At 68.1% G+C, this 24,890-nt stretch carries 23 protein-coding genes and 1 pseudogene; 14 read left to right on the plus strand and 10 right to left on the minus strand.

All coding sequences use genetic code 11. The annotated features are described in order from the left end of the window. Positions 1–117: 117 nt before the first annotated feature. Positions 118–273 (plus strand): annotated as a pseudogene (locus D893_RS08675) (winged helix-turn-helix domain-containing protein); the annotation flags it as partial. A gap of 13 nt (positions 274–286) precedes the next feature. Then, positions 287–1,600 (plus strand): phosphate regulon sensor histidine kinase PhoR, encoded by a 1,314-nt coding sequence (gene phoR, locus D893_RS08680; RefSeq protein WP_110619571.1) that lies wholly within the window; start codon positions 287–289, stop codon positions 1,598–1,600. Between the two features lie 2 nt (positions 1,601–1,602). Here the strand turns inward: phoR and D893_RS08685 are convergent, their stop codons facing one another. Then, positions 1,603–2,229, minus strand: a complete 627-nt coding sequence (locus D893_RS08685) for a YIP1 family protein (protein WP_077244005.1) — start codon at positions 2,227–2,229, stop codon at positions 1,603–1,605. A 158-nt stretch (positions 2,230–2,387) separates the two neighbouring features. Between D893_RS08685 and D893_RS08690 the strand changes: the two genes are divergently transcribed. The 5 genes from D893_RS08690 to phoU all read left to right on the plus strand — a co-directional run bounded on the left by D893_RS08690 (position 2,388) and on the right by phoU (position 9,118). Then, positions 2,388–3,356, plus strand: a complete 969-nt coding sequence (locus tag D893_RS08690; protein WP_110619572.1) for a phosphate ABC transporter substrate-binding protein PstS family protein — start codon at positions 2,388–2,390, stop codon at positions 3,354–3,356. A gap of 206 nt (positions 3,357–3,562) precedes the next feature. After that, positions 3,563–5,833: an ABC transporter permease subunit gene (locus tag D893_RS08695; RefSeq protein WP_018945908.1), complete on the plus strand. Its 2,271-nt coding sequence runs from the start codon at positions 3,563–3,565 to the stop codon at positions 5,831–5,833. Positions 5,834–5,842: 9 nt separating this feature from the next. Then, entirely contained in the window at positions 5,843–7,510 is a 1,668-nt protein-coding gene (pstA, locus tag D893_RS08700; RefSeq protein WP_110619573.1) for a phosphate ABC transporter permease PstA, read from the plus strand. A 43-nt stretch (positions 7,511–7,553) separates the two neighbouring features. Further along, entirely contained in the window at positions 7,554–8,381 is an 828-nt protein-coding gene (gene pstB, locus D893_RS08705) for a phosphate ABC transporter ATP-binding protein PstB (RefSeq protein WP_110619574.1), read from the plus strand. Between the two features lie 14 nt (positions 8,382–8,395). Continuing rightward, complete coding sequence (gene phoU / locus D893_RS08710) at positions 8,396–9,118, plus strand: phosphate signaling complex protein PhoU (RefSeq protein ID WP_024328937.1); 723 nt, start codon at positions 8,396–8,398, stop codon at positions 9,116–9,118. Between the two features lie 18 nt (positions 9,119–9,136). Here the strand turns inward: phoU and folE are convergent, their stop codons facing one another. Together folE and D893_RS08720 are read right to left on the minus strand one after the other, a co-directional pair. After that, positions 9,137–9,760 (minus strand): GTP cyclohydrolase I FolE, encoded by a 624-nt coding sequence (gene folE, locus D893_RS08715; protein WP_018945904.1) that lies wholly within the window; start codon positions 9,758–9,760, stop codon positions 9,137–9,139. 30 nt (positions 9,761–9,790) lie between these two features. Beyond that, on the minus strand, positions 9,791–10,546 hold the full coding sequence (locus D893_RS08720) for a DUF3429 domain-containing protein (RefSeq protein ID WP_018945903.1): 756 nt from the start codon (positions 10,544–10,546) through the stop codon (positions 9,791–9,793). Between the two features lie 85 nt (positions 10,547–10,631). Between D893_RS08720 and D893_RS08725 the strand changes: the two genes are divergently transcribed. Genes D893_RS08725 through D893_RS08750 form a run of 6 tightly spaced genes read left to right on the plus strand, consistent with a single transcriptional unit; the run spans position 10,632 to position 15,823 of the window. Beyond that, positions 10,632–11,984, plus strand: a complete 1,353-nt coding sequence (locus D893_RS08725) for an FAD-dependent oxidoreductase (protein ID WP_110619575.1) — start codon at positions 10,632–10,634, stop codon at positions 11,982–11,984. Further along, positions 11,984–12,751, plus strand: coding sequence for a DUF1365 domain-containing protein (locus tag D893_RS08730; RefSeq protein ID WP_110619576.1), 768 nt, complete (start codon positions 11,984–11,986; stop codon positions 12,749–12,751). The genes D893_RS08725 and D893_RS08730 overlap by 1 nt, the downstream gene beginning before the upstream one ends. Further along, positions 12,751–14,007 carry a cyclopropane-fatty-acyl-phospholipid synthase family protein gene (locus D893_RS08735; protein ID WP_110619577.1) on the plus strand — a complete coding sequence of 419 codons (1,257 nt, stop codon included), beginning with the start codon at positions 12,751–12,753 and terminating at the stop codon, positions 14,005–14,007. Before D893_RS08730 ends, D893_RS08735 begins: the two co-directional genes overlap by 1 nt. Before the next feature lie 57 nt (positions 14,008–14,064). Next, a complete protein-coding gene (locus D893_RS08740; protein WP_018945899.1) occupies positions 14,065–14,517 on the plus strand; it encodes a GNAT family N-acetyltransferase in 453 nt (150 codons plus the stop codon). A 27-nt stretch (positions 14,518–14,544) separates the two neighbouring features. Then, positions 14,545–15,045, plus strand: a complete 501-nt coding sequence (locus tag D893_RS08745) for a hypothetical protein (protein ID WP_110619578.1) — start codon at positions 14,545–14,547, stop codon at positions 15,043–15,045. Further along, positions 15,032–15,823, plus strand: a complete 792-nt coding sequence (locus D893_RS08750; protein WP_110619579.1) for a secretin N-terminal domain-containing protein — start codon at positions 15,032–15,034, stop codon at positions 15,821–15,823. Before D893_RS08745 ends, D893_RS08750 begins: the two co-directional genes overlap by 14 nt. 135 nt (positions 15,824–15,958) lie before the next feature. Here the strand turns inward: D893_RS08750 and D893_RS08755 are convergent, their stop codons facing one another. After that, positions 15,959–16,474, minus strand: coding sequence for a cytochrome c (locus D893_RS08755; RefSeq protein ID WP_019022146.1), 516 nt, complete (start codon positions 16,472–16,474; stop codon positions 15,959–15,961). Between the two features lie 62 nt (positions 16,475–16,536). Between D893_RS08755 and D893_RS08760 the strand changes: the two genes are divergently transcribed. Continuing rightward, positions 16,537–17,265 carry an HAD family hydrolase gene (locus D893_RS08760; RefSeq protein ID WP_110619580.1) on the plus strand — a complete coding sequence of 243 codons (729 nt, stop codon included), beginning with the start codon at positions 16,537–16,539 and terminating at the stop codon, positions 17,263–17,265. Positions 17,266–17,284: 19 nt separating this feature from the next. On the opposite strand, the gene D893_RS08765 is transcribed toward D893_RS08760, so the two are convergent. The 6 genes from D893_RS08765 to D893_RS08790 are packed head-to-tail and all read right to left on the minus strand — an operon-like array spanning position 17,285 to position 24,887. Further along, positions 17,285–20,389: an efflux RND transporter permease subunit gene (locus D893_RS08765; RefSeq protein WP_110619581.1), complete on the minus strand. Its 3,105-nt coding sequence runs from the start codon at positions 20,387–20,389 to the stop codon at positions 17,285–17,287. Then, a complete protein-coding gene (locus D893_RS08770) occupies positions 20,386–21,723 on the minus strand; it encodes an efflux RND transporter periplasmic adaptor subunit (RefSeq protein ID WP_110619582.1) in 1,338 nt (445 codons plus the stop codon). Before D893_RS08770 ends, D893_RS08765 begins: the two co-directional genes overlap by 4 nt. Beyond that, complete coding sequence (gene kdsB / locus D893_RS08775) at positions 21,720–22,487, minus strand: 3-deoxy-manno-octulosonate cytidylyltransferase (RefSeq protein ID WP_110619583.1); 768 nt, start codon at positions 22,485–22,487, stop codon at positions 21,720–21,722. Before kdsB ends, D893_RS08770 begins: the two co-directional genes overlap by 4 nt. A 7-nt stretch (positions 22,488–22,494) precedes the next feature. Continuing rightward, positions 22,495–22,689, minus strand: a complete 195-nt coding sequence (locus tag D893_RS08780; RefSeq protein WP_110619584.1) for a Trm112 family protein — start codon at positions 22,687–22,689, stop codon at positions 22,495–22,497. Positions 22,690–22,696: 7 nt separating this feature from the next. Then, positions 22,697–23,710 (minus strand): tetraacyldisaccharide 4'-kinase, encoded by a 1,014-nt coding sequence (lpxK, locus tag D893_RS08785; RefSeq protein WP_110619585.1) that lies wholly within the window; start codon positions 23,708–23,710, stop codon positions 22,697–22,699. Positions 23,711–23,738: 28 nt separating this feature from the next. Beyond that, positions 23,739–24,887, minus strand: a complete 1,149-nt coding sequence (locus tag D893_RS08790; RefSeq protein ID WP_110619586.1) for a glycosyltransferase N-terminal domain-containing protein — start codon at positions 24,885–24,887, stop codon at positions 23,739–23,741. Positions 24,888–24,890 lie beyond the last annotated feature (3 nt).

Here is a 24,890-nt window from a genome sequence, read left to right on the forward strand (position 1 = left end):
TCAGTTCATCGACGGCATCGAGCAGACCGAACCGACCAACGACGAGGAATCCTCCATCACCGACCGGAGCGCCGCCTGAACCAGCGATCACTCATACACCAGACTTGACCATAACTCCTGCTGGACAAGGTCTGGGGCACCAACGTCTACGTGGAGGAACGCACCGTGGATGTCCACATCCGTCGCCTGCGCAAGGCCCTGGCCGAAACCGGACACGACGACCTGGTGCAGACGGTGCGGGGCTCCGGTTACCGTTTCTCCGACCAGCCCTGACCGGATCCGCCCCTTGCAGCCCCCCTTCAATCCCTGGCCACGGGTTATTGCCCGCAACCTGCTCGCCGGCCTGATCATTCTCGGCACCGGATGGGCCCTCGGCTACCCGTGGATCACCGCGACGGCCCTGCTGACCGCCGCGCTGGGCTGGAACCTCCTGCAGCTCTACCGTCTGGAAAACTGGGCCCGTCGCGGCGGCCGCAGCGAGCCCCCGGATGCCCGCGGGATATGGGGCGAGATCTTCACCAACCTGCACCAGCGCCGCCAGCGGCGACTGCGCCGGGTGGCCGGCCTGCGGCGCACGCTGGAACGCTATCGCGACTCGGCCAGCGCCCTTCCCGACGCGGTGGTGGTCCTCAACCCCGAGCACCGGATCGAATGGGCGAATCCCACCGCCGCGCGCCTGCTGGACCTGGAATGGCCGGCCGACGAGGGCCGCCGCATCACCCACCTGGTGCGCCATCCGGATTTCCTGCGCTTCATGGACCCCGCCAGCCCGCCACAGGAGAGCCTCAACATGCCGTCGCCGCTGGATGCGAACCGGCGACTGGAGATCCGTCTGGTGCCCTACGGCGAGCACCAGTACCTGCTGCTGGCGCGCGACACCACGCACCTGCACCGTCTGGAGGTGATGCGCCGGGATTTCATCGCCAACGTGTCCCATGAACTGCGCACCCCGCTGACCGTGCTCTACGGCGTGGCCGAAACCCTCGAGGACGAACTGGTCGACCAGCCGGAACTGATGGATTCGGTACGCCTGCTGCGCGAACAGTCCGAGCGCATGAAACTGCTGGTGGACGACCTGCTGATGCTCTCGCGCCTGGAGACCGGGTCGGAACAGGGCGAGCAGACCTGGTTCAATCCGACCAAGATGCTGCGCAATCTGATCGACGAGGCCGAACTGCTGTCCGGCGACCGCGGCCACCACCTGGCACTGGACGCCGAGCCCGATCTGGAGATCCTCGGCACCGAGACCGAGTTGCGATCGGCCTTCGCCAACTTGCTGTTCAATGCCATCAAGTACACCCCGGCAGGCACCCGGGTCACTCTGAGCTGGTCCGCAACCGACGACGGCGGCGCTACCCTCGCCGTGGACGACAACGGTCCCGGCATCGCCAGCCACCATCTGGAGAGGCTGACCGAGCGTTTCTACCGCGTGGATGACGCCCGCAGCCAGGATCGCGGCGGCACCGGCCTGGGCCTGGCCATCGTCAAGCACGTGCTGCTGCGCCACCAGGGACAGCTGCAGATCGACAGCGAACTGGGCGTCGGCAGCCGCTTCAGTTGCCATTTCCCGGTGCATGCGGTGCGGCGCTGCGAAAACTGAACTCAGATCAACCAGGTCGTGCCGAGACGCAGCTCCGGGGCAGCCCCGGGGATCAGGTCCATCAACGCCCAGCCAAAGACCAGCGTGATGAACGCCCCGGAGAACAGCGTGGCCGCCCACAGGCCGATCCGGTTGCCGCGTTTCAGTCCCAGCAATTCGCGCAGAGCCACATACAGCAGCGCTAGGCTGTACAGGATCAGGGCCAGCGCGAGACCGTTGCCCCAAGGCCAGGGGAACGCCGCGACCACGTTGCCCAGCCACGCCGGGACCAGCCCCAGAGTCACGGCCATGGCGGCCCGCTCGGGACCCGTCGGCCCCTGGAACAGCTCCACCAGGTAGTGAGCCGACAGGGTCAGCCCCGCGACCCCCACCGTCATCGCCAGCACGCTGTAGACGCCGAAGCCTACCGGATCCGGAACGGACTCGGGAGGCAGCGCGGGCGGCATCAGCCCGTAAAGCCATTGACTGAGGATGACGCTGGTCAGCACCAGGGGCAGAGAGAAACGCAGGAACACGGCCTGCCACGAAGGCAGCGGACCGTGACCGGCGAGCGAGCGCAGCACCGGTCCCGGACGCACCAGGACACGGGCGGCCAGGGGCCAGACGCGAAGGGGGCGATCAGCTTTCATGGGTGCACTGTATGAAGCGCCGATGACAATCCCGTTACAGCCCCCTGTCATGCTTCTGTCACGTCGCCGTCACCAAACTGCAAGCATGGCTCCCGATAATCCGGCATCAAGGACCCACCGGTCCGACGCACCGTCAAGCAAGCACGAGGGAGTGACCCATGCTGTTCAAGCGTACCGTTCTGGCCGCCGCCGCGGCCGCCGCCCTGGCCGTCACACCGGCGATGGCCGATGTCGACCCGGATCTGCCGGCCTACCAGACCGTCAGCGGCATCTCCGGCAACCTGTCCAGCGAAGGCTCGGACACCCTGAACAACCTGATGGCGCTGTGGGCCGAGGAGTTCCAGGACTTTTACCCCAACGTCAACATCCAGATCCAGGGTGCCGGCACCTCCACCGCCCCGCCCGCCCTGACCGAGGGCACCGCCGACTTCGGCCCGATGTCGCGCCAGCCGCGCGACAGCGAGCAGGCCTCGTTCGAGCAGCGCCACGGCTACGAGATGACCCTGGTGCCGGTGGCCATCGACTCCATCGCGGTGTTCGTGAACCGCGACAATCCGATCGAGGGGATGTCGATCGAACAGGTGGACGCGGCGTTCTCGTCCACCCGCCGCTGCGGCGGTGCCGAGGACATCAACCGCTGGGGCCAGCTCGGCCTGGAAGGCTCCTGGGCCAACCGCGACATCACCATCTACGGGCGTAACGCGGTCTCCGGCACCTACGGGTACTTCCGCCAGCACGCCCTGTGCGACGGTGACTTCAAGAATGCCGTGAACGAACAGCCGGGTTCCGCCTCGGTCGTCCAGGGTGTCGCCGAGTCCCTCAACGGCATCGGCTATTCCGGCATCGGCTACAACACCTCCGGTGTCCGCGCCATCGCCCTCGGCGAGAGCGAGGATGCCCTGTACGAGCCGACTGCCGAGAACGCCGCTTCCGGCGACTACCCCCTGTCGCGCTTCCTCTACGTCGCGGTCAACAACCACCCGGAAGACGGCCTCGCCCCGCGCCAGGCCGAGTTCCTGAAGATGGTGCTGTCGAAGGAAGGCCAGGAGGTGGTCGTGCGTGACGGCTTCGTCCCGCTGCCCGAGACGGTCGCCAAGCGCCAGCGCGAGGCCCTCGGCCTCGAATAAGCGGTGTACCGCCCGCAATGGGGAGGCATCAGGGCCCGGACACTGTCCGGGCCTTTTTCGTTTATGCCTCTTTCGTTTATGCCTCTCTCCTCGAGCCGCTGCGCGTTCAAATGCCTGTCACCGCAGTGTCATCGGACTGTCACAACGCGCCCTTAGGATCCCTGCCAACGACCGTCACGCGCCCGTCGATATTTCAGGGGAACCGAATGCCCGGCACCATCGCGAACACCACTCTCGACCGCTTCCAGCGCTGGCGCCGCGCCAAGGACACCTCGGCCCGCTACCTGATCGGATTTTTCGGGCTGGCCGTGATCGGCGCCCTGACCCTGATGTTCGTCTACCTCCTGAGCGAAACCCTGCCGATGTTCCAGGGCGCCTCGCTGGAGGAACGCGCGGCCTACGATGCACCCGGCGGGGCCGACACCGGGACCATCCACCTGGCGGTCAATCGGCATCGCGAAATGGCCGTGCGCCTGACCGAGGACCGTCGGGCGGTCTTCTTCCGCCCGTACAGCGGCGAGGTGGTACGCGAACAGCCGCTGCCGATACCGGATGACGTACGGGTCACCAGTTTCAGCATGGCCGAACCGCGCACGCGCCTGGTCGCGGCCGGCCTGGACAACGGCCAGGTACTGGCCATCGAATACGAATACAACGAACGCTTCACGCCGCAGGGTCGCGAATACGATCCGGGCCTGGTGTACCCCCTGGGAGACGAGGATTCGGCGCTGCTGGACGTGGATTCCGAGGGCCGGGCCATCGACGTGGTCGGCATCCAGCGAGGCTCCAGCGGCGTGCGGGTGGCCGCGGCCACCGAGGACGGTGACCTGCGACTGGTCAACTTCGAGGAACGCACCTCGATGATGACCGGCGAGACCGAGGTCACCCGTTCGGCCCACGACCTGCCCTCCCTGCCCGGGGACGCGACACCGACCCGCATCCTGGTCGACATTACCGGACGCAACCTGATGGTGGGCGACGACCGGGGCCGGCTGCATTTCTACGACATCAGCACTCCCCGCGACGCCCGGCTCGTCGACAGCCAGCGCGTGGTGCGCGGGGACGATGCCGAGGTGACCTCGCTGGAATACATCCTGGGGACGGTTTCCGTCGTGGTCGGGGGCTCGGATGGCTCGGTCGCCCAGTACATGCTGGTGCGCGACGAAGACAACGTGAACCGCATCACCCGCGTCCGCGACTTCCCGCAACATACCGATGCGGTCACCAACACCCAGCCGGAATACATCCGCAAGGGGTTCGCCACCACCGATGCCTCGGGCGCCCTGGCGGTCCATTACCCGACCTCGCAGCGCACCCTGCTCCAGCAAACGATCAGCGACCGTCCCCTCTACCGCGCGTACATCGACCCGCGCAATCGCATGCTGATCGCGATCGACGACGCCGAGAGCTGGTTCGTGAACGACCTGTCCAACCCGCACCCGGAAGTCTCCTTCCACGTGCTGTGGCAAAAGGTCTGGTACGAGGGCCGTTCCGGCGGCGACTACGTGTGGCAGTCGTCATCCGCCACCGACGAATTCGAACCCAAGTTCTCGCTGGTGCCGCTGACCCTCGGAACGGTCAAGGCCGCCTTCTACGCCATGCTGTTCGCCACCCCGCTGGCCATCATGGGGGCGATCTACAGCGCGTATTTCATGTCGAGCCGCATGCGCAGCCTGACCAAGCCCAGCATCGAACTGATGGAGGCCCTGCCGACCGTCATCCTGGGCTTTCTGGCGGGCCTGTGGCTGGCCCCGTTCATCGAGGCCAATCTGCCCGCGGTAGCCAGCATCCTGATTCTGCTCCCGCTGGCCATGCTGGTGATGGCCTATATCTGGACGCGGGTCCTGCCGGAGGGCGTACGCCGTGCGATCCCCGCAGGCTGGGAAGCCGCGATCCTGATCCCGGTGATCCTGCTGGTGGGCTGGTTCGCGGTGTTCATCAGCCCGCATCTGGAAATCTGGATGTTCAACGGGGATGCCCGTCAGTGGCTGACCGACGCCGGCTACACCTACGACCAGCGCAACGCCCTGGTGATCGGGATCGCGATGGGTTTCGCGGTGATCCCGACCATCTACTCGATCTCCGAGGATGCGGTATTCAACGTGCCCAGGCACCTGACCCAGGGCTCGCTCGCACTGGGCGCCACCCCCTGGCAGACGGTGGTGCGCGTGGTGCTGCTGACCGCCAGCCCGGGGATCTTCTCGGCGGTGATGATCGGCTTCGGCCGCGCCGTCGGCGAGACCATGATCGTGCTGATGGCGACCGGCAACTCCCCGGTGGTCAACTTCAACATCTTCGAGGGCATGCGCACGCTCTCCGCGAACATCGCGGTGGAGATGCCCGAGACCGCGGTGGGCGGCACCCATTACCGCATCCTGTTCCTGGCCGCGCTGGTCCTGTTCGCCCTCACCTTCACGGTGAACACCATCGCCGAGATCGTGCGCCAGCGCCTGCGGAACAAATACAGCACCCTGTAAGGAACAACGATGAAACACTGGTTCCAGTCCGGCACCCCGTGGATCTGGCTGAATGCCGGGGCAATCGCCGCCTCACTGGTGATGGTCTTCGGGCTGATCACCATGATCGCGGTGAATGGCCTGTCGTTCTTCTGGCCGTCCGAGGTCATCGAGTTCGAATACCAGCCCGCGGCTGACAGCGAGCCCCGGGGGGTGATGGGCGAACTCGCACGCTCGGAGACCATGACCGCCCAGGCCGCGCGGGAAGCCGGCTTTCAGGTGCCGGAGGGTCAGGAAATCGTCGTGCGCCACCTGATCAAGCGCGGCAACCGCGACCTGGATTCACGCGACTTCCGCTGGTATCTCGAAGACGCGATGTCCGAACGCCGCACCCCGCGCGGCGCCGTGGTGCTGGAACGCCTGCAATGGGGTGACTTCTTCGGCTTCATCCGGGAATACCGCGAGGACGGCGAGACCGTGGCCGAAGGCGAAGCGGCACGCACCGCCTTCGAACAACGCATCCGGGAGACCCGCGATCTGGTGCAGCAGCTCGAACGCATCGAGCGGGTCGAGATCGGTCAGGTCAATCATCAGATGGAACGGGTGCGGCTCGACCGTCGCGGCCTCGAGCGGGACACCTCGCTACCGGAGGAACAGCGCGCGCAGCGCCACCGGGAACTCGACGAGGAACAGGCGGCCCTGGACGCCGAATACGCCGAGCTGGAATCCGAACGCAACGCCCTGCGCGAGGAAGTCGCCCGTTACGCCATCGTGCTGGAAACCGCCGATGGCCAGCGCACGACCCTCGCGCTGTCGCAGATCGTGAACGCCTGGTGGCCGAACGACATGAGCACGGCCGCCAAACTGCGCCACTACGTCGGCAGTTTCTGGGACTTCATGACCGGCTACCCGCGCGAGGCGAACACCGAGGGCGGCATCCTCCCGGCGATCTTCGGCACCGTGCTGATGGTAATCCTGATGTCGATCGTGGTGACCCCGTTCGGCGTGCTTGCCGCGATCTACCTGCGCGAATACGCGAAACAGGGCCCGCTGGTGCGCATCATCCGCATCTCGGTGAACAACCTGGCGGGGGTACCGTCGATCGTGTTCGGGGTGTTCGGCCTGGGCTTCTTCGTGTACCTGATCGGCGGCAACATCGACCAGATCTTCTTCCAGGATGCCCTGCCCTCGCCCACGTTCGGTTCGCCGGCGATCATCTGGGCATCGCTGACGCTCGCCCTGCTGACCCTGCCGGTGGTGATCGTCTCTACCGAGGAGGGCCTGACACGGATCGGCAGCAGCGTACGCCACGGTTCCCTGTCGCTGGGCGCCACCAAGGCCGAGACCCTGTGGCGGCTGATCGTGCCGCTGTCCGCGCCGGCCATGATGACCGGCCTGATCCTTGCGGTGGCGCGCGCCGCCGGCGAGGTCGCACCGCTGATGCTGGTGGGCGTGGTCAAGCTCGCGCCCAACCTGCCGGTGGACGGCACCTTCCCCTATCTGCACCTGGACCGTGCGTTCATGCATCTCGGCTACCACATCTACGACGTGGGCTTCAAAAGCCCGAACGTCGAGGCAGGCCGGCCGCTGGTGTACGCCACGGCCCTGATCCTGGTGCTGCTGATCGTCGTCCTTAACCTGACCGCCATCTCCATCCGCAACCATCTGCGCGAGAAATACCGCGCGGAAAGCGACTGAGACGCGATCGGCGTCGAACCCCATTCGCCACGGAGTACCCGAAATGAGTGACACCCGGACCCACGCCGTCAATCCGGCCCAGCAGCAGGCCCCGCGCGGCCTGAACATCGATCGCGAAGACATCTGCCTGACCGCAGAAGACCTGAAGCTGTACTACGGCGACGACCAGGCGCTCAAGGGTATCGACATCCGCATCCCGAAGAACCGGATCACCGCCTTCATCGGACCGTCCGGCTGCGGCAAGTCCACTTTCCTGCGCTGCTTCAACCGCATGAACGACCTGATCGACGTCGCCCGCATCGAAGGCACCATCCGCCTCGACGGCGAGGACATCTACGGTGCCAACGTGGACGTACCCGAGCTGCGCCGCCGGGTCGGCATGGTGTTCCAGAAGCCCAATCCCTTCCCCAAGTCGATCTACGAGAACGTGGCCTACGGCCTGCGCCTGCAGGGCGTGAAGAATCGGCGCCGCCTCGACGACGTGGTGGAAAAGTCCCTGCGCCGCGCGGCCCTGTGGGACGAGGTCAAGGACCGCCTGCACGAGAACGCCTTCGGCCTGTCCGGCGGCCAGCAGCAGCGCCTGGTGATCGCCCGGGCGATCGCCATCGACCCCGAGGTGCTGCTGCTGGACGAGCCCTGCTCGGCGCTGGACCCGCTGGCCACGCTCAAGATCGAGGAACTGATGATCGAGCTGAAGAAGGACTACACGCTGGTCATCGTCACCCACAACATGCAGCAGGCCGCGCGCGTATCCGACTACACCGCCTTCATGTACATGGGCGAACTGATCGAATACGCCGACACCGACACCCTGTTCACCTCGCCCGCGAATAAGCAGACCGAGGACTACATCACCGGCCGCTTCGGCTGAGGAGCCCCCACGCCATGGACAAGAGTTTCTTCAAGCAGCACATCTCCCAGCAGTTCAACGAGGAGCTGGAAGACATCATCAAGCGCGTGATGGAAATGGGCGGACTGGTGGAACAGCAGCTTGCCGATGCGGTGAACGCCATGGTCGAAGGCGACACCGAACAGGCCGAGACCGTGATCACCACCGACTACCGCATCAACGCGCTGGAGGTCGAGATCGACGAGCAGTGCACCCACATCCTCGCTCGGCGCCAGCCCACCGCCTCCGACCTGCGTCTGGTGATCGCGGTGATCAAGACCATCACCGATCTCGAACGCATGGGTGACGAGGCCGAGCGCATCGGCCGCATGGGCCTGCATCTGCTCGAAGCCGACCGCCAGACCGCCCCGATGAGCGATCTCGCGGAAATGGGCGAACACGTGCGCCACATGACCCGTGGCGCGCTGGACGCCTTCGCCCGCATGGACACCGAGCAGGCGGTGCGGGTCGCCCAGCAGGACATTCAGATCGACAGTCTGTACGAATCCGTCACCCACAAGCTGATGAAACAGATGACCGCCGCCCCCGACGCCGTCCCCCGCCTGATGGACATCGTCTGGGCCACCCGCTCCCTGGAACGCATCGGCGACCGCGCCCGCAACATCTGCGAATACGTCGTCTACTTCGTCAAGGGCAAGAACGTGCGCCACACCAGCTACGAACAGATGGCGGCCGAGGCCACCGGGGATCGGCGCTGACCGATTCCGGGCCGACGCTCAGTCGCGCCCGCCTCGGCCGATGAGGTTGAGGAATTCGCGCCGGGTGCGCGAGTCCTCACGGAACGCGCCGAGCATGACCGAGGTGGCCATCGAGGAGTGCTGCTTTTCCACGCCGCGCATGGTCATGCACATGTGGCGGGCATCCACCACCACGCCCACGCCCTTGGCCTGGGTCACCTGCTGCAGGGCCTCGGCGATCTGACGCGTCAGGTTTTCCTGGATCTGCAGGCGGGCGGCGAACATGTCGACGATGCGTGCGATCTTGGAGAGGCCGATCACCTTGCCGTCCGGCAGGTAGGCCACGTGCACCTTGCCGATGATCGGCAGCACGTGGTGCTCGCACAGCGAATACAGCTCGATGTCGCGCAGCAGGACCATCTCGTCGTTGTCTGAGGTGAACAGTGCCCCGTTGACGATGGTGTCCAGGTCCTGTTCGTAGCCGCGGGTGAGGTACTGCAATGCCTTCGCGGCACGCAGCGGGGTGTCCTTCAGGCCCTCGCGTTCCGGGTCCTCGCCGAGCCCGACCAGGATCTCGCGGTAGTGCCCGGCCAGTTCGCTGGCCGGCGTGCGGTTATCGGATTCCTTGTCATTGTGCGAGTCGCTGTGCGAAGCGGCATCCATCATGTTCTCCTTGGATCAGAGCGGATCGGATCAACCGACCGTGACCGCCCCCAGGCCCGCGGCCAGGGAGAGGATCGCGCCGGTGGTCAGCACCATGCGCAGGGTGAGATAGCCCGGCGGCAGTCGCCGGTCACGCAGGCTCAGCCGGTCCACCCACAACACGCCCAGGAACAGGACCGCCAGGGTCATGATCGCCTCGGGCAACGGTTGCAGGACCGCCAGCCAGGCCAGCACGGGCGGGATGACCGCCCAGGCAGGGCCCGAAAGCGGCCCCACTCGATGGGAACGGTCCGCCAGGTGGATGCCCCAGTGGATCGCTCCCAGAAACGCCAGAATGACCGCACCATATAGCGCCAGCGCGTTGAGTGCGAAAGCCTGCCATTCCGGATGGGCGATCCATGCCCCTGCCCCGAAGAACACGAACGGTATCAGTCCGCCGGCGCCCAGCACCGTCAGGACCGGGTCCCGCGCGTCGGTCCGAGGCGTGTCCGGCGTGGTATCACCCAGCCAGGCGCGCAGTTCGGGCACCCCGCCCAGGGCGCCTTCCCGCGTGACCACCAGGGGCAGGATGCGCATGCCGGTGGCCTGCTGCAACTGGTGGAACGCCGCGCGGTTCCCGGCCGACCCCATGCCCCATTCCAGGCGGGTCCACTCGCCGGGCCGCTGCTGGTCCAGCAGGGCCTCCGCTTCGCGGGTGTCGCTGAGACCGGAGGTCACCAGCACGATCGGGTATTCCTCCAGTGCGCGGCGCACCGGTTCGGGCCAGTCAGGGTTGGTCTCCGCCATGCTCGTCTCCTTCGGCGTCATTTACAGCCATTGTACAGGTATTGTATAAGATAGATATCTACCCCGGCCGCTGGAGAGCCCGGACATGCAAAGACAGCGCCTCGCCGTCATCGGCGGCGGTATTGCCGGACTCGCCTCGGCCTGGATCCTGCAGCAGCGCCACGATGTTCGGCTGTTCGAACAGGCGCCGCAGCTCGGGGGCCATGCGCATACCGTGGATGTGGCCGACCCCGAGGGGCCGACCGCCATCGACACCGGGTTCGTGGTCTATAACCAACGCAACTATCCCCTGCTCACCCGCCTGTTCGCGGAGCTGGCCGTCGAGACCCGTCCCACGGACATGAGCTTTGCCTGTTCGCAACAACCCGCCGGCCTCGAATATGCCGGCAACGACCTGAACACGCTGTTCGCCCAGCGCACCAATCTGTGGCGTCCGCGGTTCCTGCGCATGGTCGCCGATATCCTGCGCTTCAACCGCCTGGGCCACGAACTCAATGCACGGCAGGAGATGCCGGAGGGCACGCTGGGCGAGTTCCTGGCCCGTCATCGCCTGGGGCGCGGCTTCACCGAAGACTATCTGCTGCCGATGGGCGCGGCCATCTGGTCGTGTCCGCCGGCGCGCATCCGCGAATTCCCGGCGGCCAGCTTCCTGCGCTTCTTCCTCAATCATGGTCTGCTGGATCTGCGCGATCGCCCGCAGTGGCGCACGGTGGTCGGCGGTTCGCGCAGCTACGTCCGGCGTCTGGCGCAGCGCCTGGCCCCCGGCTCGGTGGCGCACGGCGCGGTATCCGCCGTGGAGGCTCGCGCCTCGCAGTGGCGGGTGCACGGATCCGGCGAACCCGAGGAGTTCGACCGCGTGGTGTTCGCCTGCCACGCGGGCGATGCCCGCCGGCTGCTGGACGGCGGCCCCGAAGCCACCCGCGCCCGCCTGGCCGCCTGCCAGTTTCAGGAAAACCGCGCGCTGCTGCATACCGACGCCCGGTTGATGCCGCGCTCCCGCCGCGTCTGGTCTTCGTGGAACTACCTCTCGCGCGCACGCGCAACCGGCGAACGCGGCGTCTCGGTATCCTACTGGATGAACGCCCTGCACCGGCTGCAGCGTCGCGAGAACTACATCGTCAGCCTCAACCCCCTGCACGACCCGCATCCTTCGCTGACCCTGGGCGAGTTCCTGTGGGAACACCCGGTGATGGACGCGCCGGCCGAACGGGCGCGCGCTGCACTGGCCGAACACCAGGGCGAGGACGGCCTGTATTTCGCCGGGGCGTGGATGGGCGACGGCTTTCACGAGGACGGCCTGCGTTCGGCACGGAGCGTGGGGCGCGCACTGGGAGTGGAAATGCCCTGGGCGGCGGGTTCCGAACCCCTGGCTGTTCCCCGCGCAGACGCCAGTCAGCCCGCGGGAACCGCGGTCCGCACCGTGACGGGACAAACCTGATGGATGCCGCCCTGCTTCCCGGCCATGTCATGCACCGTCGCCTGCACGGGCCGGACTACCGTTTTCGCTACCGGGTGGTGAGCGCGCTGTTCGACATCGACCGGATCGAAGATCTGGCGCGCAACCGCCGCTGGTTCTCGCTGGATCGCTTCAATCTGTTCAGCCTGCATACCCGTGACCACGGCCGCCGCGATGGGACGCCCTGGCGGCCGTGGGTCGAGGCCCGGCTGCGCGAGGGCGGACTGGAACCCGATGGCGGCGCGATCCTTCTGCAGGCCACGCCCCGGGTCCTCGGCCATGCCTTCAACCCCCTGAGCATCTGGTACTGCCATCAAATGGACGGGCATCTGCAGGCCGTTTTGCTGGAAGTCCGCAACACCTTTGGCGAGCATCACCATTATCTGCTGCCGGCCGGAGACAGCGCGGGGGGCATGCTGCGCGGGGAGCAGGACAAGGTGTTTCACGTCTCGCCGTTCATCGATATGGACGCACGCTACGCGTTCGCCGTGACCGCGCCCGAACTGCGCGAAGGCAGCTCGATGCGCGTGGCGATCCGCGAATACCAGGACGACCGGCTGCTGCTGGTCGCCACCCAGCACGGCCATGTCCGGCCGATGACCGACGCGGCCCTGCTGCGCCAGTGGGCCCGCATGCCCTGGATGACCCTCCAGGTCCTGTTCCTGATCCACTGGCAGGCGCTGAAGATCTGGTGGCGCGGCGGGCGCTATCACCCGCGGCCCGACCCGCCCGAAAAGGAGTTGAGCTGATGGAACTGCAACGCAGCGAACGGCTTCCGGCCGTGTCCCGGTCCGCGGCGAGCCGGGCCCTGGATCTGCTGGCGCGACGTATCCATGGACTGGACCACGGTCACCTGACCCTGATCGGTCCGCATGGCGAACGCCGCGAGATCGCCGGGCAGGGCCCGGGCAGCGAGGCGGTCTGGCACCTGCGGCGGCCGTGGGCCACGCTTGTGCGACTGGCCCGCCACGGCGACATCGGCTTCGCCGAGGGTTTCATCAACGGCGAATGGACCACGCCCGATCTGCATGCCCTGCTGCGTCTGGCGATGGAGAACGAACACCGGCTCGGCCGCGTGTACCAGCGCCCCGCCTGGCAACGCGGAGTGGATGCCCTGCGCCACTGGCTGCGGCGCAACTCGCGCCGGGGCAGCCGCGCCAATATCCGTTTCCATTACGATCTCGGCAACGACTTCTACCGCCTGTGGCTGGATCGCGGCATGGGCTACTCCGCCGCGCTGTTCTGTCGCAGCGACGAATCCCTGGAGCGCGCCCAGGAGCAGAAATACGAACGGCTGCTGACGCGCCTGGCTCCGGAACCCGGCGCCCACATCCTCGAGATTGGCTGTGGCTGGGGCGGTTTTGCGGAATTCGCGGCCCGGCGCGGCTACCGGGTAACCGGCGTCACCCTGTCCGACGAGCAGCTGGAATACGCCCGCGAGCGGATCCGGCAGGCGGGACTGGCGGACCGGGTCGACCTGCGTCTGCAGGACTACCGCGAACTGAACGAGACCTTCGACCACGTCGTGTCCATCGAGATGTTCGAGGCCGTCGGCGAACGCTGGTGGTCCACCTGGTTCGAGCAGGTGCACCGCCGCCTGCGGCCCGGCGGGCGTGCCGCGGTTCAGGTCATTACCATCGAGGAAGCGGCATTCGAGTATTACCGCCGCAACGCCGACTTCATCCAGTTGTACGTGTTTCCCGGCGGCATGCTCCCGACCCCGGCACGCTTCGGCGACGCGGCGGCCGCGGCCGGCCTTCAGGTCACCGAGCGCGCGTTCTTCGGTGCCGACTACGCCCGCACCCTGATGCACTGGTACCGCGAGGTCATGCGCACCCGGGGGCCCATCGAGGCGCTCGGTTATTCACCGGCGTTTCTGCGCATGTGGCGTTACTACCTGGCGTACTGCGAAATCGGTTTCAGTTCCGCTCGGGTCGACCTGATGCAGACCGTCATGGAACGCCCGGAACGCGGACTGCCTCACGGGCAGGAACCCCGAGGCTGAACTAGACTCTTCTGTCCGGCGTGGCCTTGGGTAACCGGCCACGAGGAGGAGGTGGTTATGTCCCAGCGCATCAACTTTCGGGAGGCCAGCTGGCCTGCCGACCGGAAGGCACTGTCCCTGATTCGCCGCGAAGTCTTCGTGGAGGAACAGCAGGTGCCCGAAGACCTTGAATTCGACGGCCTCGACGCCGGGGCCCTGCACTGGCTGGCGGAGGAGCCGGGAGGCGAACCCATCGGCACCCTGCGCCTGCTGCCGAGCGGCCAGATCGGACGCATGGCCGTGCGCCAGCCCTGGCGCGGTCACGGCATCGGATCGCATCTGCTCGAGTGCGCCCTGAGTGCAGCAATCCGCCACGGCTGGCGGGAGGTCTGGCTGAACGCCCAGGCGACTCGCCTGGGATTCTATGCCCGTCACGATTTCTTTATCATCAGTGACACGTTCGAGGATGCGGGCATCCCCCACCGGCGCATGCTGCGGCGCATCCGGAATTCCATGGCCCGCGCCGGATGAGACGGGCCGGATGACAAAGGAGAAGGCATGAACACGGAAGGCGGCGAAGTCGAGGAAACCACGGAAGACCCGCGCGAGCAGGCCCGCGAAATGCTGCGGGAGATGAGCGAAAACGCCGGGCGGATCCTGTGGATCCATGCTCCGGTATCGCTGCTGGAAGAAGTCGCGGACGACGATCTCCCCGGCACCCTCGCGCGCATGGCCCAGCGCCACCGCTCCACCGACATTCGCCTGCTGGTGGACGACGACCTGGCACTGAAGGACCGTCTGCCCGAACTGGTCGGCACGCTCAAGCGCCTGACCACCGCGGTCTCCGTGCGGGTGCTGGAACCCGACGAAAACGCACCGCTGGTGGTGACGGTCATCGCCGATCAGTCCGGCTGGATGCAGTTCACGCGTTCGGGCAGCCAGCGCATCCTGCGGGGTGAAACCGATCATCGAGGCCGGACCCGGCGCCGCGCCGAGGAATTCGAAGCGAGCTGGGAAGCCGGCCGGGATTCGGACGAACTGCGACGTGTCCATTTCTGACCGACGCCGACGGTTCCTGCGGGCGAGCGCGGCCGCCTGCCTCCTCGCCCTGCCTCTCCGTTCCACGGCTCGCGACGCGGCCGACCGTGTCACGGTCATCGACTTGCAGAATCGCCGGGCCGAAGCCGTGGTGCACGACCTGCGCGAACTGTTCCCCGGCGCCACCCTGCAGCCGGACGGCTTCCGCCTTCTGGTGCGCGCGCCGGCGCACGAGATCAAGGAGATCCGCCAGATGGTGGCGGAGCTCGACCGGGCGTCCCCCGATCTGATCCTGCGCGTGCGCCGCCGCCGCGACCACGACGACGAAACCGCCGGCCGTATCCGGCGCTTTACCACCCGGCGAGACGAGGACCGCGAGCAGTTCCTGCGGCTGCGCGACGGAGGGCGCGCCGTTCTGATGGTCGGGGAGACGCTGCCCGCCGGTTACCGCCTGTTTGCCGGCCGTGCCGGCGTGGCCATCGAACCCATCTATCGCGACACGGCGCGCGGCTTCGCCGTGGAACCCCGCATGCAACCCGATGGCCGCGTGCGCGTGGCGATCACCCATCTCCATCAGACGCCCCTGCAGCGCGGCGCCGAGCACGAACGGGTCGCAACGGAGATCACCCTGGAGCCCGGGAGCTGGCACGATTTCGCCGGCATCCGGTCGCGGCTGGAAAGCGACGCCCGCGACGTTCACCCGCCCGTTCGCCGCCGCACCACCCGCGCCCGGGATGACGTATCGCTGGAGATCCGGGTGGACCCGGCGGAGGACGCCACGGCCCCCGGGTTACGCTGAAGTCGTGCGCGGCCCGGGCACGGTGCGCGGCCCGCAACCAGAAAGGCCCGCCGCTGCAGCGACGGGCCCCGGTATGTCTCAGTTCGGCACGGGCCGACCCGGCGGCATATACCACCGGGTGGCCCCGCCGGCCGATCAGTCAGCGCGGAAGCTGTCGTGGCAGGCCTTGCAGGACTGGCCGATCTCGCCGGCCTGACGGCGCAGCTGCATTTCATCGGCCCCTTCATCGATCAGGGCCGTCATGCGCGAAACCTCTTCTTCGAAGTCCGCGATCTTCTGTTCCCAGGTCTCCTGATCTTCCCAGACCTCCATCATGGCATCGGTTTCACCGAGATCGGAGCCCTCGGTAAAGCCCTGCCACGGCATGTCGGCCAGGCGCGCCAGCTGATCGGCACGCTCCAGGAACATCTCCTCGTTGAACGGGATCTCGCCCTGGGCCATGCCCGCCATCGGGCCGAAATTCCAGCTGAAGGCCTTGAACACGCCCTGGCGATACTCGATCGCGTCCTCGGGATCGACCGCCTGAGCGGTACCGGTCATCATCATCGCACCCAGCAGGGCCACGGGAAGACTGCGCAGAAAGAGCTTCTTCATGTTGTGATTCTCCTTTTCGGGCAGAATGAAAGCTGCACGATTGAAATTCCCCTTCATTTTACACCTGCTTGAGGTTCGGAAAAGCGACGCTCGACGCAAAACTCCGACAATAACGTTCGATGAAATCGAAATCTCGACCCGCCGCGGCACCCGATCATTCGATCGAATGCATCACGTTCGATCTGGACGACACCCTCTGGCCGGTGATGCCGGTCATCCGTCATGCCGAAGACCGTTTCTACGCCTGGCTGCGCGAACGCGCGCCCGCAGTCTGCGCCCGCTTCGAACCCGAGGAGCTGGTGGCCGACCGCGCGGGCTTCATGCGTGCCGCACCCGAGGAAGAGCGCCACGACCTTACCCGCCTGCGCAAGCGATGGCTGCGCGGTCTTGCACAACGCTGCCAGGTCTGTCCGGACACCCTCGAGGAGGAAGGCTTCGCGGTCTTCTGGCATGCCCGCAACGAGGTGACCCCGTTCCCCGAGGCCGACGCGGTGCTCGCCCGCCTGCATGGCCGATTCACCCTCGGCGCCATCAGCAACGGCAACGCCGACGTGTTCCGCACGCCCCTGGGCCGTTATTTCGATTTCGCCGTTCCCGCGGCCGAAGCGGGCGCCGCCAAACCGCATCCGCGAATCTTCGAACACGCGCGCCGGCGTGCCGGCGTACCGGCACCGGCCATCCTCCATGTCGGCGACGACCCCGTGGCGGACATCCTCGGGGCGCTGGATGCGGGTCTCAACGCCGCCTGGTACAACCCCGACGCGCTGCCCTGGGAACACCCGGTTCCCGCCCCGCCGCGTCTGGGCCGTCTCGGGCAGCTCCCGCGCATACTCGGCTTGCACGACTGAATCCCGACCCGCGGCAATTTCAGGCCGGGCGCGGGAGCCGGTGCAGCGTCGCGTAGAGCACCGGCACCACGCCGAGGATCAGCACCGTGCCGGCGGCAAGGCCGCTCATCACGGCGATGGCCAGCGGCGCCCAGAACGGTCCGGACAGCGCCAGCGGGATCATGCCGAGGATGGTGGTCAGGGCGGTCACCAACACCGGGCGGAAACGATTGACCGCGGCCTCGATCAGGGCCTCCAGGGGTTCCAGTCCGCGGCGGCGTTCCAGCTCGGCCTGCTCCACCAGCACAATCGCATTGCGCAGGAGGATTCCGCCCAGGCTCATCGCCCCCAGCAGGGCGATGAAACCGAACGGCTGCCGGAACAGCAGCAGACCCGCGACCACGCCCACCACCGCCAGCGGGACGCTGAGTGCCACCACGAGGGTGTTGCGGAAACTGTTGAACTGCCAGAGCAGTAACACCACCATCAGCCCCAGGACGACGGGCACCGGCGCCAGCACGCTGGCCTGGGCATCGGCGGCCGCCTCGAACTCGCCGCCCCATGCGCGCTCCACTCGCCCGGCGTTCCCGGTGCCCTGCAGCAGGGTGTCGATCACCGGGTCCGCCTCGCGCACGAAACCGCTGGCGGTGGCACCGGGGGCAAGGTCCGCCTGCAGGGTCACGGTGGGGCGCCGGTCATGGCGCCAGATCACCGCCTCGTCGAACACGGGCTCCACCTCGGCTACCTGACCCAGCGGCACCGCGGCACCGCCGTCGCGCGGCCAGATCTCCAGGGTGTGCAGCTGTGCCAGGTCCCGGCGTTCGTCCTCCGGGAAGCGCCACAGCACCGGCAGGGCCTGATCGCCATCGCGGAACACCCCGATCGGCATGCCGCTGACCCCGGCCTCCAGCGTCTCGGCCACCTCGGCGCTGGACAGCCCGGCCGCTCGTACCCGGTCCTGATCCACCTGTACGTCCAGCGTCAGTGTGCGTTCGCGCCAGTCATGCCGGGGCCGTTCCAGGTCGGGGTGACCTTCCATCCATTCCAGCACGCGGTCGGCGGTGGCGCGCAGTTCGGCCCGGTCCTGCGGCCCGGACAGCCGCAGCTCCACCGGATAGCGCACGGGCTCCCCCAGCTGCATCGGCCGCACCCGAGGTTCCGCCCCGGGGAAGCGACCGTCCATCCATTCGCGGGTCTCCGCGATGATGTCATGCAGTCGATCCACGTCTTCGACCTGCACCAGGATCTGGGCCAGCGCCGGATTGGGAAGCTCGGGCATCATCGGCAGATAGAACCGCGGGGACCCCTCGCCGATGAAGGCCGTGTAGCTTTCCACCTCGGGGTGCTGCGACAGCCAGGATTCCAGCCGCGCCACATCGGCTGCGGTGGTCTCGATGCGCGTCCCTTCTCCCCGCCAGTGATCGATCATGAACTGCGCCCGGTCGGCCGGCGGGAAGAAGATCTGCGGTACCAGCGCAAAGGACGCGACCGCGACCAGCATCAGGCCGACCACCGACGCCAGGGTCCGACGGCGATGGCGCAGCATGGCCGTGAGCGCCCGGCGATAGAGCGCGAGCAGCTGCGTGCCGATTCCGGGCGTCTCCGTGCCGGTCGGGTCGCCATTCACCGGACCCGGCAACCAGCGCCACGCCAGCAGGGCCGTCAGGGTTACCGCCAGCAGCCACGACAGGCCCAGCGCGATCGCCACCACCCAGAACAGCGAGCGGGTGAACTCGCCCACCAGGGTCGGCGTCATGCTGATCGGCGAGAACGCCAGCGCTGCGATCAGGGTCCCGATCAGCAGCGGCCCGCCGGTCTCGCTGACCGCCTCGCGCGCCGCCTGCAGTCGCTCGGTGCCGCGCCGGATGCGGGTCATCATCAGCTCGGCGACGACGATCGCGTTGTCCACCAGCATCCCCAGCACCACGATCAGGGCCCCCAGCGAGACCCGGTGCAGTTCGATGCCGGCCACCCACATCACGAAAAAGGTCGCCAGGATGGTCAGCGGCACGCCCATGCCGACGATCAGGCCGGTACGCCACCCGAGCGCTACCAGCAGCACCCCCAGCACGATGACCACCGCGGTCGCCAGATTGCCGCCGAAATCCAGGATGGCCGCGCGCACGGTCTCCGGCTGGAAGTTGACCGTGTCGATGTCGATCCCCACCGGGCGATCCCCGCGCAACGCCTGGATGCGCTCCAGGACGTCGTCACCCAGGGCGACCACGTTCGTCCCTTCGGTCGGGCTCACCCCCAGCGCCACCGCCGGCTGACCGTTGTAGCGCAGCATGCGCTCCGGCGGCTCGGCGTCACCGCGGTGCACTTCGGCCACATCGCGCAGCTGGAAACGCTCGCCGGTCTCGGGGTTGTGGATGGCCAGGTTGCGAACGTCGTCCACCGATTCGAACACCCCGGAGACGAACAGCCGGACGCGATCCTCCTCCAGTTCGATCGCCCCGCCGGGCGCCACCACGTTCTGGCGCTCCAGGGCCTGGATAATCACCCCCGGATGCAGATCCAGTGCGGCCAGACGGGAACGCCGGGTCTCGACGAAGATCCGCTCGCCGCGATCGCCGAACAGCTCCGCCCGCGCCACCCCGGGCAGGCGCAGCAGTTCACGGCGCAGTTCATCGGCGTAGTCGTGCAGCTCGCGGTGGCTGTAGCCCTCGCCGTGGATCGCCAGCAGGGTACCGAAGACATCCCCGTAGTCGTCGTCCACCAGTGGACCGCGGATCCCCTCTGGTAGATCCGGCACCGCCGCGCGCACGGTGCGTTCCAGCTCGTCCCAGACCTGGCGCTGAGCCTGATCCCCCAGAGCCTCGTCGACGTGGACGAAGATCACCGATTCGCCATGGCGGCTCACCGACTCCAGTTCATCCAGCTCGTCGAGCTGCTGGATATGGCGCTCCAGGACCTCGGTGACCTCCTCCTCCACCCGCGTGGCTCGAGCACCGGGATACCCGGTCTGCACCAGCGCGGTCGGCACGGTGAACTCGGGATCCTCGAGCTTGCCCATGTCGATGAAGGCCCAGGTCCCGCCGAGGACCAGCAGGGCCGTCAGGAACACTACCAGCCGGGCCCGCTGGATGGCCCAGGTCGCGGCGTTGAACCCGGACCCGGCGTTGTCGCCGCCGGGCGGGTTCACGGCCGGTTGCCCCCGGCCCCGGTGTCGCGTCCCGAAGCCGGGGACTCGTCATTGAACCGACGGGTACGCTGGCCCTCGCGCAGCCGCCCGGCACCCGCGGAGACGACCTCATCACCCGGTTCCAGATCACCCTGCACGCGCACCCCGCGACCATCCGCGCCAAGCACTTCCACCTGGCGCGGGGCGACGCGGCCGTCCTCCGGGTCCCGCACCCACACCGCGTAGCCCTCCGCGTGTTCCACCAGAGCGGACGGCGGCAGCACTACGCCGACACCGGGTTCGGGGCGCGCCCGGAAGGCGACCTCGGCGGTCATCCCCGGCAGGACCCGGTCGGGGTCAAGCGCCGTCGCGGGCAGGGTCAGCGGGTCGGGGGTCTCCAGACGCACCTTGACCGGATAGGTCTGCCGTCCCGGCAGCACGTCCACCCCGACCGACCGGATGCTGGCGGAGAAACGCGCGTCGTCCAGCGCCGGAATGCGTACCTCCACCGCCTCCAGCCGGTCCCGCCAGGCCAGCAGCCCCTCGGGAATGCCGACCTCGATCTCGATGGATTCCAGATCCTCGAACAGGACCACCGGGTGATGGGCCTGCACCGGTTCATGCGGTTCCAGATCGCGTTCGGCGACGTAACCGGTGAACGGGGCTCTGAGTTCGCTGTCTTCCAGTGCGTCGCGCGCCTGCTCCAGCTGCGCCTCGATGCGCCGGATCCGGCCCCGGGCGGCCTCGCGCTCCTCCTCGCGGCCGCCGGCCTGCGCGATGGTCAGCGCCTCCTGCGCCGAACGCCGGTCCGCCGCGGCCTCGCGCAGAGCCCGGCGGGCGCGGTCATATTCCGACTGACTCACATGACCGTCGTCGCGCATGCGCGCCACCCGGCGGTATTCGGACTCGGCCTGTTCCTCGCGGGCCCCGGCCGCCTCCAGCCGCGCCTCCAGCTGGCGCCGTTCTTCCTCGCGTGCGCCGCGCTCCAGCATCAGCTGCTCCGCGCGGGCCTCCACCAGACCGCCCTCCAGTTCACGCACCCGGCGCTGGAAGTCGCGCGGGTCCAGACGCGCCAGGAGGTCGCCCTCGTCCACGCGTTCGCCGCGCTCCACCGCAACCGACTCGACCACCCCTCCGACGCGAAACGCCAGCCAGGCACGTTCCGCCGCCTGGGTACGCCCGGAGAAGCGGCGCTCGATGAGAGTGTCCCGCTCGCTCACGGTGACCAGCTTGACCGGACGCTCGGAGGCCGGCGCCTCCGACGGCCCCTCGCCACATCCGGTCAACACCAGCGCCAGTATCAGGACACCCGCGGCGTACCCCGCCGTCCGGCGACGCGGCCACCCGTCCGTCATGATCCCCGACCCTGCGCCAGCACGGCTTCCACGCGTTCTACATCGCTCGGAGTGTCGACACCGGGCGGATGCGCCTCCGCGCGCAGCCCCACCCGGATATGCGCGCCCATCGCCAGGGCTCGCAGCTGCTCCAGCTGCTCGAGGCGTTCGAGGCGCGCCGGCGGGGTCGCACTCATGCGCCGCAGGAACCCGGCGCGATACGCGTACAGTCCGAGGTGACGCACGGCCGCCGACGTGTCGGGGTCGCGGCCGGCGCGCGCGGCCTCACGGTCGAAGGGAATGGGCGCGCGGGAAAAATACAGCGCCCGCCCGTGGTCGTCGGTCACCAGCTTGACCTGGTTCGGATCGTGCAGATCGGCCGCACTGCCCAGCGGCACCCCGAAGGTCGCCATCCCGGCCTCCGGCGATTCCGCCAGCAGGGCCGCCAGCTCGTCGAGGAGCCCGCCGGGCGTCAGGGGCTCGTCCCCCTGCAGGTTCACCACCAGGGATTCGTCACCCCAGCCCTCCCTCGCAGCCACGGCGGCGATGCGGTCGGTCCCCGACGGGAGGTCCGCGGCGGTCAACACCACCTCCGCGCCCGCCTCGCGGGCTGCGGCCAGCACCCGTTCATCGTCGGCCGCCACGATGACGCGGGAGGCACGACTCTCCCGCGCACGCGCGACGACATGCGCGATCAGCGGACGGCCCGCGACCGGCACCAGCGGCTTTTCCGGCAGACGACTGGAGGCCAGCCGCGCCGGAATGACGACAACGAAGGGTTCCACGGCGCCCTCAGACGTCGCGCCAGCGTTCCTTTTCCTCGTCCGACATGGGCCGGGCCTCGTCCACCAGCATCACCGGGATCTCGTCCCGGATCGGGTACGCCAGACCGGCCTGAACCGAGATCAGCTCCTGATTCTCGCGGTCGTATTTCAGCGGGCCCTTGGTCTCCGGGCAGACGAGGATGTCGAGAAGGCGGTTGTCCATGTTGTACTTACCCCAGATGGCGGAGCCGGATGCTGGTCCTGAGACGCTGCAGCAGGGCCGGCTCGAAAGTGGCTGGAAGGCTGGCCGCCACGGGCCAGTACCAGTGGCGGGATTGCGCGAACGACCGGCATTTTACGGCATCCTTCTCGGTCATCAGAACCGGCAGGTCGTCATCAAACGCCAGATCACGCGCGCGAAAGCGATGATGGTCCGGAAACGGGTGCCGGATCACGTAGATGCCGCGCTGCTCCAGCATGGAAAAAAAACGTTCCGGGTCGGCGATGCCGGCGACCGCGTGGACCTCCCGCCCGCCCAGAAGCCTCGGGCGCATGGTCTCGTCACTGCCGTCCACCCGCCGCAGGCGCGAGGCCGGTACCAGCTGCATCGGGATCTCGTCGGCGCCGGCCTCACCACCGGTCCGCACGACGAAATCGGCCCGCGCACGTGCCGCCTTCGGCTCGCGCAGCGGCCCGGCCGGCAGACACAGACCGTTGCCGAGGCCCCGGCGTCCGTCCACCATCAGCACGGTCAGATCCCGTGGCAGTCGATGGTGCTGCATGCCGTCATCGGCGATCACCACGTCCGCGCCGCGGTCGGCCAGCGCGCGTGCGCCACGCACGCGATCGCGGTCCACCTGGACCGGCAGCCGGGTCCGTCGGGCCAGCAGCACGGGCTCGTCCCCGACCTCGGCCGGATCCGAATCCGGATGCACCGCCTGCCCCGCCTCGCCACGCCGGCCATAGCCGCGGGACACGATGCCCGGACGATATCCCGCCTCCGTCAGACGCCGCGCCAGCCAGTCCGTCATCGGGGTCTTGCCGCTGCCGCCGACCGTCAGATTCCCGACCACAATCACCGCCTTCAACGGCAGTCGGGTATTCCGGCGGATCTCTTCCAGGCGCATGCGGTTATATTCCGCAAGTCCGGCGTAGGCCAGCGACAGGGGGTACAACGTCGCGGCCACCGGGCCGCGGTGGCTCCAGTGTCGCCACCACCATCGACTCAGCCAGGCCGTATTCATGCGCGGCCTCCGTTCCCCGGCAACGGGCTCACCAGTCCCAGACCTCGGCCAGCAGCGTCTCGAAATGGTCATCCACCCGCCGCCGCTCGTCCCAGAACCGGCGGCGGGCGGCATCCCCCAGCTGACGGCGGACGGCGGCATCGTCGCGCAACGCCGTCCAGCGGGCCAGCACCGCCTGCGGATCGGCGTGCACCTCCACCGGCAATTCCAGGGTCCCTTCGCGCCCGAGGCTGACCGCGGTCCCGCCCGCAAGCGCCTGCCACAGCACCCGCGATCCCGGGGCATCCAGATGCACCGCCTGCGTCGCGCTGGCCGCCGCGGCGAACCAGCGCGGGTCGTCCAGCTGCACGACATTCCCGGGCGCGAGCGCATTGCGATCCCATTCGCTCACCCGCAGTGAACGCCCCGGCAGCGGGTGACCGGGGTCCTCTTCCAGGCTGGCCAGCAGGATATCCTCCTCCCCGAAACCGGAGGCCTCCCAGGCGGCGCGCCAGTCCGGCCAGCCGGCCGCAGTGCCGTGCCACCACCACAGCCGGCGTACCTCGCCACCCACCAGCGAGCGCAGGACCACGTCCGCCTGCGCTTCGACGAAACGCGCCATCGGATCCGCCGGTTCCAGCCACCGCGCGGCACCGCCGTCGCCGGCGTGCTCATTCCAGCGCCGGCTCTCTTCCGGATCGCGGGGCCAGGCCAGCTCCAGACCCCGCGCCGCCGGCCGCGCCGGCGGTGCCGCGTTCACCGCGATCACCGGGGCCTGTGTGGCTTCCAGCAAGTTGGGCGGGGTCACGCCGCCCGCCAGGATGATGCCCGCGGGCTGGAAGCGGTCCAGCACGCGGCGCACGACCCGTGGCCGATCGCAGGGGCCGTACCCCACGCCCACCTTGCGAAACGGCTGCATGTGCTGTTCGAACAGTTCGGGACAGTCGCGCTCGAAGGTCAGCACCAGGCGCACGTCCTGACGCTTGTGGCGCACGAATCCCAGCAGTTCGATCCCCAGGCGCAGGCTCTCGGGGTCGGCCCCGGCCCGAATCCAGATCAGGCGGCCACGGTCCTCCGGCGGACTGAGGAACCCCAGCCGCGCCAGCGCGCGTGCCCGGTCACCGCGGCGCCAGTCCCGCCCGACCGCGCTCCAGACTCCCGCCAGTCCGGCCCCATATCCCGGTTCGGTCGTGTACATGCC

The organism is Thioalkalivibrio sp. ALE21, assembly GCF_003208255.1.
Taxonomy (GTDB): domain Bacteria; phylum Pseudomonadota; class Gammaproteobacteria; order Ectothiorhodospirales; family Ectothiorhodospiraceae; genus Thioalkalivibrio; species Thioalkalivibrio halophilus.